We start from the raw sequence: 8,125 nt of genomic DNA on the forward strand, positions 1-8,125 counted from the left end.
TCACCCTGAATGCTCCGCTGCCTCCTTACCTCCCTTTTTTCCCGCTTCCGGTTCCGCTTTTCCGCCCGGTTCGGTGAGAATTTTCGCGAGCGAAACCGTCCCGCTCATGTCTCCGAGCGTCATCGTATCAAGTACCGTGGCGGGGACGATAACGAGCGTCGCCTTCTCCTTCAGCCCTTCATAGAGCATGTTCATGGCCCGCAGGTGGAGTGCGGTGGGATTGTTCCGGTAGGTCTCCGCAGCCTCTTCAAATTTCTGTGCCACCTGCCGTTCCGAATCCCCGAGGATGACCCGGGCCTGCCGTTCGCGCTCAGCCTGTGCCTGCATCGACATTGCGTCCTGGAGCTCTGCGGGAATCAGGACATCCCGGATCTCGACCGAACTGACATGGACGCCCCATTCGATTGTCCGCAGATCGATGATCTTCTGGAGCTCGATATCGATCTTCTCGCGTCCCTCCAGCATATCGGAGAGAAGAGACTTGCCAATGACCTCCCGGAGTGCGGTCTGCGACGCCCAGCTGATCGCCGACCGGTAATCCTCGACTTCCAGTGCCGCTTTCCGGGCGTCGAGCACCTTCCAGAAAAGCACCGCCTCGACGTCAACCGGCACCGTGTCCTTTGTGAGGGTTTTTTCAGCCTTGAACGAGGTCGTGATCACCCGGTTGTCGATCCAGTATGCGACTGTTTCGAGAACGGGAATGATCCAGAAAAGCCCCGGACCCCTGAGTCCGGTGAATTTACCCAGCCGGAGCACCACGGCCCGCTCCCACTGGTCGGCAATCTTAACCGAAACGGCGAGCACGGTCCCGAGCAGGATGCAGGCAATCCCGGCAGCGGTGGAGAGATGCAGGGCCGTTCCGGTCAGACCGGAGTAGACAAGCCAGAGACCGGGAAGGAAGAGGACGAGAAACACGAAATAGGGCAGGGGATGCTGGCGTGACATGACATTCCCTCTCGCAATGGTGGATAATATAGGTATGGATGCGCTATGCGGAGAACATCATGCTCGTCCGGTTGTTCCGCCCGGTATCGGCATCCGTCCTGTTTTACCGTCAATGATATCGTGCCGCGATGGGCATCCGTCTCCCTGATCCGAATGCCTTGGGGGTGACCTTCAGTCCGGGGGCCGCCTGCCTGCGCTTGTATTCGTTGCTGTCGACTCTCCCGACCACCCATTCCACCGTTGCGGGTTCAATCCCCTGCCCGGTGATCTCCTCCGGGGACTGCCCCTCATCGACATAGGCGGCCAGAATCCGGTCAAGGATCTGATAGGGGGGCAGGCTGTCCTCGTCCCGCTGGTCCGGCCGCAATTCCGCAGACGGGGCTTTTGTCAGGATTGCGTTCGGAATGGCGCCGGTTTTTCTGGTGATATAGTCTGCAAGCCGGTAGATCATGGTCTTCGGAACATCGGAGATGACGGCAAGACCGCCCGACATATCGCCGTACAGGGTGCAATAGCCCACCGCAAGCTCGCTTTTATTCCCGGTAGAGAGCACGAGATGCCCGAATTCGTTCGAAAGCGCCATCAACACGTTTCCCCGGATTCGTGCCTGGAGATTTTCGCGGGTGATGCCCACGTCTTCTCCGGTCTCAATATGTTCAGATAGGATGCTTTCATACGAACGGTAGACGGGAGTGATCGGGATTTCAAGGAGCCTGATCCCGAGATTACGGGCAAGGGCCCGTGAATCCGCGATACTGCCGGGCGACGAGTAGGGGCCCGGCATCGTCACGCCGAGCACGTTCTCCGCACCGACTGCCGCATGGGCAAGGCAGCAGACCACCGCTGAGTCGATACCGCCGGAGAGCCCGACAATCGCACGCGAAAATCCGCACTTTCGTATATAGTCGCGCAGCCCCAGCACCAGTGCGCGGTACAGGCTCTCCGTCTCGGGGAGCTGCCGGTAGGAAACGGGTGCGGGCGGATGGTCGATGTCCACCATGACCGTCTCCTCCTCGAAGGGCTGCAGCACCGCAACCGGATCGCCGTTCCCGTTAAAACACATGCTTCTCCCGTCAAAGACAAGCTCGTCATTTCCGCCGACCTGGTTGACATAGCACAGGGGGATGGAGTGTTTTTTTGCATGATTCCGGAAAATCTCGAACCGCACGTTCTCTTTTCCAACAGAAAACGGCGAAGCCGAGATATTGATGAACAGCGTCGCCCCCCTGCCGGCAAGGACCGACTGCGGATCAAAGGGATAAAACCGGCGTGGCCAGAGGTGGGGATCGTTCCAGGCGTCTTCACAGACTGAAATTCCGAGCAGATGGCCTCGGAATCTGACCACATCCTGGGAAGGGGCGGGATCAAAATACCGCTCCTCGTCAAACACGTCATAGGCGGGAAGCAGCGACTTTGCCTGGGAAAACAGCAGGTCGCCGTTCTGGATGAGCAGTGCAGCGTTGTAGAGCCCCCGGCCGGTATCCCGGTGCGTTTCGCGGGGTGCGCCGAAAAGAATACCTGTTTCAGGATAGTGCTGTGAGAGTTCCAGCACCTCCTCGACCGCCCTGTTCACCCTCCCGATGAACCAGTGGCGTTCAAGCAGATCGCGGGGAGGATAGCCTGACAGAAAAAGTTCGGGAAAAACCACAAGGTCGGGGGATTCCCCCCGGCACTGCTGCAGAATGTTTCCGATTTTCGCAACGTTGCCACGAATATCACCGACAACCGGATTTTGCTGGGCAATAGCGATCTTCACACAGGATTCCCCTTTCCATTGGGTGACACAAATTTGTCTGTATACGGATAAATAGTGAACATGTCCGCAACCAGAAAAACTCTTCCCGCGATGTATCCCTCCGATGGCGGCGGAGCAGCCGGTTCGGGTACTCTGGGGCGAACACGATGTACCGGGGCCGGTGCGATGCCGCGGCGAATGGGCATCTTAATACGCCGCCGGGGCACACGGTGGTTTACCTTTCGGGGAATACCATGCATCAAAAAAGTCCCTCCCGGACCGGACAGCGTCCCCCTCCCCTTCTGGAATTTGCCGGTGTCACCGTGATGATCGGCGGTGCGACGATCCTCGATTCGCTTTCGGTGACGATCCGCGAGGGCGAGCATCTCGTCATTCTCGGGCCCAACGGCTCCGGGAAATCTTCCTTCATCAGGACGATCACCCGCGAATACTACCCCGTGATACGGGGCGACGGCGTCACGTTCCGGGTCAGGGGAGAGGATGTCTGGCGGATTGCGGATCTCCGGTCCCTGCTCGGAATCGTCTCCAACGACCTGCAGTACACCTTCACCCGGGAGATCACCGGGCGGGACGTGGTTCTCTCCGGCTTCTTTTCGTCCGTAGGGTTATTCCGGCACGAGGTGACCAAAGCGATGGAGGTAAAAGCGGATGAAATTCTCCGTTTTCTCGAAATCGAACACCTGAAAAACCGCCTGATGACCGAGATGTCGTCGGGCGAGGCACGCCGGTTCCTGATCGGGCGGGCGCTCGTGCATGAGCCGAAGGCGCTCATCCTCGACGAACCCACAAACAGCCTCGATCTGCATGCCCTCCACACTTTCCGGACGACCCTCAGAAAGATTGCCCGCTCCGGTACCGGCATCATCATGGTCACCCACAACCTCCACGACATCATCCCGGAGGTCACCCGGGTTATCCTCATGAAGGAGGGGAGGTTCTGTGCCGACGGCCCGAAGGAAGAGATCCTGACCGACGAAAACATCGGGGGGCTTTTTTCCGTGCCCGTGTATGTACGGGAGGAGGAGGGGTGGTACTACGCGACGGGGTACTGACGTCCCCTTCTTTTTCAGCACCCGGATAGTCCCGGATTCAGGCATGAGGGCGTGAATGCACCGGAACGCGAAAAAATGCAGGGAACTATGACTGAGCCGAAGAAGGAAATCGGATACTGGGAAGCCACGTCCATCGGTATCGGGGGGATGGTCGGCGGAGGTATTTTTGCGGTCCTCGGGCTCGCTGTGCAGCTCTCGGGAGGCGGAACGCCGGTTGCATTCGCCATTGCCGGAGTGGTAGCGCTCATCACCGGATATTCGTATGCGAAACTCTCGGTATCCTGTCCCGGCGAGGGCGGCACGGTTTCGTTCCTGATACGTGCATTCGGAATCGGGATGTTCACGGGTAGCCTGAACGTGCTGCTCTGGCTCAGTTACCTTGTGATGCTCTCCCTCTATTCCTATGCATTCGGCAGCTACGGCGCCACCTTCTTCCCTGACGCCTGGCAGTTTGCGGCAAAACATGTACTGATATCCGTCTCCATCATCGCCATCACCGGCCTGAACGTGCTCGGCTCGGCTGCGATCGGCAAGGTCGAGGATCTCATCGTCGGGTTGAAGGTCGGTATCCTCCTGCTCTTCATCGCTCTCGGACTCAACGGCATTCATACCGGCTATCTCGCTCCGGATACGTGGACTGCCCCCCTCCGGCTTGTAGCCGGTGGGATGATCATATTCATCGCCTACGAGGGTTTTGAACTGATTGCAAATACCGCCGGGGATGTACGGGATCCTGAAACAACGCTTCCACGGGCATATTATTCGGCGATCCTCTTTGTGATAGGGCTGTATGTCTGCATTGCACTGATCACCGTGGGAACGCTCCCGGTCGAATCGATCCTCGCAACGCGTGACTACGCCCTTGCGGAAGCGGCACGGCCGTTCATGGGCCAAATCGGATTTGTGCTCATCGCCGTCGCCGCACTTCTCTCCACCGCTTCGGCGATCAATGCCACTCTCTACGGCGCCTCCCGCGTGAGCTATATCATCGCAAAGGATGGCGAACTCCCCGAATCGCTCGAGAAAAAGATCTGGAACAAACCGCTCGAAGGCCTGTTTCTCACCGCAGCCCTTACGCTGGTGTTCGCGAACATGCTCGACCTCTCCAGCATCTCCGTAATGGGCAGCGGCGGCTTTCTCATCATTTTTGCGGCGGTGAACTGGGCAAACTACCGCCTCGCAGAGACGACCGGCAGTAATCGCGGTATTGCGGCGCTCGGGGCTGTCGTCTGCCTCGTCGCACTTGGTGCCCTTTTAACCGAGGTCGCACAAACGGCTCCCCGCCAGATGCTGGTTCTGGGAGCCATGATCGGGATATCCGTTGCCATAGAATATGCATACCGGACATTCCATCCGGAGAAGAGAAAACCAAAGATGGAATCGTAAAAAACGGGTACTTTGTTAGCCGTTTCTTCGCCAGAGAGAGCAGGGGAAATCCCCGGGAGTAAGTACCGCTACTGCTGGTAACGGGAGCCCAAAACATTCTTTCCTGCCTGTCGCCCCTTCCAGTAAACAGTGATCAATTTTTTTCAGGAGAGCTGCGTGCCGTCTTGATTCAAAGTGCTGAAAGAATGCGAAACCGCCTATTTTTGGGCACTATAGCACAGGATAGAGGTGAGACGGGACGTCGAATAGTGTGATAGTAGAACAAAAAAGAGAATTAAGATTCTTTTCTCTTCGCCATCATGACAACCAGGAGCATTCCCACGATTGCACTGATGGAAACGGCGATGGACGGGAACTCCGGAACGGGGCTCGGGCCGGGATTGAATCCGGGTGCATCGGAACATATTTCGTCAAGACACCAGAAATTCCCCGTATCATGCACGATAACATAGGCGATATTTGTACCCTGCACCGTCAGTCGGGTCATCGTCCCGGTTCCCAGATTATCTCCTACCCAGACGGCGCTATCGACCAAAACGTCATTTTCATCATAGGCGTCGATTTGAATCTTCGATGGCGTACTGAATAAAGCGCTTAAGTACGTCGCAGTCCCGTCAGTGAAATCAATACGGCCCTGATCACCACTTACCCCCAGCCAGGTGGCGAAATCGCCAACACGTGCATACGCTGTGTTGTACGTTCCGGTAGTGAAATCCGCATATATCCAATCATTGCCCAGCGTGGTCGAAAATACGACTCCCGGTATCTGGCTCTGGACGACAGCTCCATCGACTCCGTCCTCAAAACCGTAGCATCCATCGGTCGGATTCTGTGGAATATTCGGTCCAACCCAGTTGGGTTCCGCTACTCCCGCACTTGCCGTCGTGATTAAGACACTCACGCAAACTATAAATAAAACTAATAGTTTTCTCCTCATGTTCAACCTCCCTACTAGGGGATACTGGTTACTCTCCTATAATGTATATAAACCTCACGAAATTCCATTTTATTGTTAAATGCTAGTGTAATGCACACGGTAAATTGTCAGTGAAAAACACTCTGTAAACTGCTACTGTATAACAATGAAATTCGTGGTGAAAGACAACGCATGGCAAACGCCATATGCAGGGATAAAAGCAGATATGGAAAGATCTGTGGCAGGAATCCGGGAATAAAAAAAGTGTCGTATTCTACTGAAACATGGTGAAATAAAACTTCCGAATGACGTACTGCTCAATTGATCGGGGGGTGGGATCACCATTTCGGCCATCCCATGAAAGCCGTGCCGGTCGATATTGGCGGCGTGGAGATCTACCGGCCGGGCACTGGGAACGCTGGAGAGCGGGACCGGGACCATCGAGGTGCTGGTGACAATGCAGTGAGAGCCCCATCATAAACGGGGCGGGTGCTCCCGTCCGGCTTGCCGGGGCGAGCCCGGACCCATTCTTCCGGCTGGAACGTAATGGTGATCAGAATTTTTTCCATTTTCCACCACGGATTTCCCGGCAGGTTTGTCGTTTTGAGATTACCGGCGCCCTTTGCCTTGCATACTTCTATAATAGCTTACCATGAAGCAGAATGACAGGGCAGCTCAGGTGCTTCACCACACAGCCGGAAAAAGGGCAATGGCCCTTTTTTCAGTGCTGACAAAGGTCTCTCCGACTGAAGGTGCCGGGGTGCTCTCCGGCTGGAGCCCCTGTCTTCAGCAGACTATGACGAGAAGGAATCATCCATGCCAAGAACGAACGACTCTTGCCTATTCATTCTTGCAGTCGTGGCTCTCCTGAGCCTGACTGCCGGTATCGCTTCAGCGGAGACCTCGACACAGATGATCACGTACCAGGGAATGCTGACGGATCCATCCGGCACTCCGCTGACCGGTATGTATCAGGTCAACTTCACGCTGTATGACGCGTTAACCGGAGGAACGGCACTCTGCTCGGACAACCACAAGATCAAAACAGAGAACGGGCTGTTTACCACTACGCTCTCATTCGATCCCGAATACTTTGACGGACGGGGTTTGTGGATCGGCGTACGTCTGGGAACGGATGAGGAGATGACGCCCCGGCAGGCAATCCGGCCGGTGCCGTATGCCCTCAATCTGATCCCCGCGACAACGACCCGGAAGGTCAGTTTTCCGGCCAATGCGCTCAATTACCCGCCTGATTACACTACCATAACCCAGTACGGCGGCGGTCTGAGATGGGAGCCCAGTGCTACAACAGCTGCATTTTTGATCCTGATGCGCCCCGACGACTGGGACGGTGCGAGCCCCGTCACCCTTACCATCTGGTTTTGGCCGACAACAGATACTGCGGGTTTTGTCGACTTCTTCATCTACCCGCGCAGTTTCAACGATGGCGACCTGATGTCTGACCTCGGGTACGTGCAGGGGTCACCTGTCGCAGTATCCGGCAAGTTTGTCATGCACAAACAGGAGTTCACGATCCCGGCTTCGAACTTGCAGAATGAACTCTGGTATATCAGCATCCTGAACGGCGGTTCGGGCTCAACCCATCCCGATGCCGTTATGGTATCGAGCGTCGGCCTGACGTATACCGGCCAGAGGTGAATATGGCCGACAATTCGTATATCGTCTTCATGTGCATTGGCCTGCTCTTCCTCGTCGCCTTCGCCGGGGCCCAGTCTTCGACGAACTACGACCTTTCGTGGAACGTGATCGGTGGCGGCGGGGGAGCGGCAACCTCCTCTTCCTATCAGCTGCAGGGCACCGTCGGCCAGGTTGCCGGCACCGCAACAAGCAGCTCGTACACGCTCTCCGCCGGCTACTGGTATCCGCAGACCACGGGCCCTGCCGTGGTGCCGTTTCCGGGCTGCACCAACCCGCCGCAGGACCTCGATCACGACGGCCTCTACGAGGATGTGAACGGCGACGGCGTCTTCAGTTTCGGCGATATCCGGCTGTTCTTCGAGTATTACGATGTCTGGATTCCGGCCAACGAACCGATCGAGTGTTTCGATT

The 8,125-nt window shown here is 56.5% G+C and carries 6 protein-coding genes and 1 pseudogene; 4 read left to right on the forward strand and 3 right to left on the reverse strand.

Going from position 1 to position 8,125, the window contains the following annotated elements:
- A complete protein-coding gene (locus APR53_05330) occupies nucleotides 1–867 on the reverse strand; it encodes a peptidase (protein KQC03524.1) in 867 nt (288 codons plus the stop codon).
- Between the two features lie 187 nt (nucleotides 868–1,054).
- Nucleotides 1,055–2,701, reverse strand: a complete 1,647-nt coding sequence (locus APR53_05335) for an NAD synthetase (GenBank protein ID KQC03516.1) — start codon at nucleotides 2,699–2,701, stop codon at nucleotides 1,055–1,057.
- A gap of 233 nt (nucleotides 2,702–2,934) precedes the next feature.
- On the opposite strand from APR53_05335, the gene APR53_05340 reads away from it, so the two are divergent.
- Nucleotides 2,935–3,753 (forward strand): molybdenum ABC transporter ATP-binding protein, encoded by an 819-nt coding sequence (locus APR53_05340; GenBank protein KQC03525.1) that lies wholly within the window; start codon nucleotides 2,935–2,937, stop codon nucleotides 3,751–3,753.
- Between the two features lie 75 nt (nucleotides 3,754–3,828).
- Nucleotides 3,829–5,139: an amino acid transporter gene (locus APR53_05345; protein ID KQC03526.1), complete on the forward strand. Its 1,311-nt coding sequence runs from the start codon at nucleotides 3,829–3,831 to the stop codon at nucleotides 5,137–5,139.
- Nucleotides 5,140–5,413: 274 nt separating this feature from the next.
- Here the strand turns inward: APR53_05345 and APR53_05350 are convergent, their stop codons facing one another.
- Nucleotides 5,414–6,040, reverse strand: coding sequence for a hypothetical protein (locus APR53_05350; protein ID KQC03517.1), 627 nt, complete (start codon nucleotides 6,038–6,040; stop codon nucleotides 5,414–5,416).
- Nucleotides 6,041–6,967: 927 nt separating this feature from the next.
- On the opposite strand from APR53_05350, the gene APR53_05355 reads away from it, so the two are divergent.
- Both APR53_05355 and APR53_05360 read left to right on the forward strand, forming a co-directional pair.
- A complete protein-coding gene (locus APR53_05355) occupies nucleotides 6,968–7,714 on the forward strand; it encodes a hypothetical protein (protein KQC03518.1) in 747 nt (248 codons plus the stop codon).
- A gap of 2 nt (nucleotides 7,715–7,716) precedes the next feature.
- A pseudogene (locus APR53_05360) lies at nucleotides 7,717–8,125 on the forward strand.

The organism is Methanoculleus sp. SDB (genome assembly GCA_001412355.1).
Lineage (GTDB): Archaea > Halobacteriota > Methanomicrobia > Methanomicrobiales > Methanomicrobiaceae > LKUD01.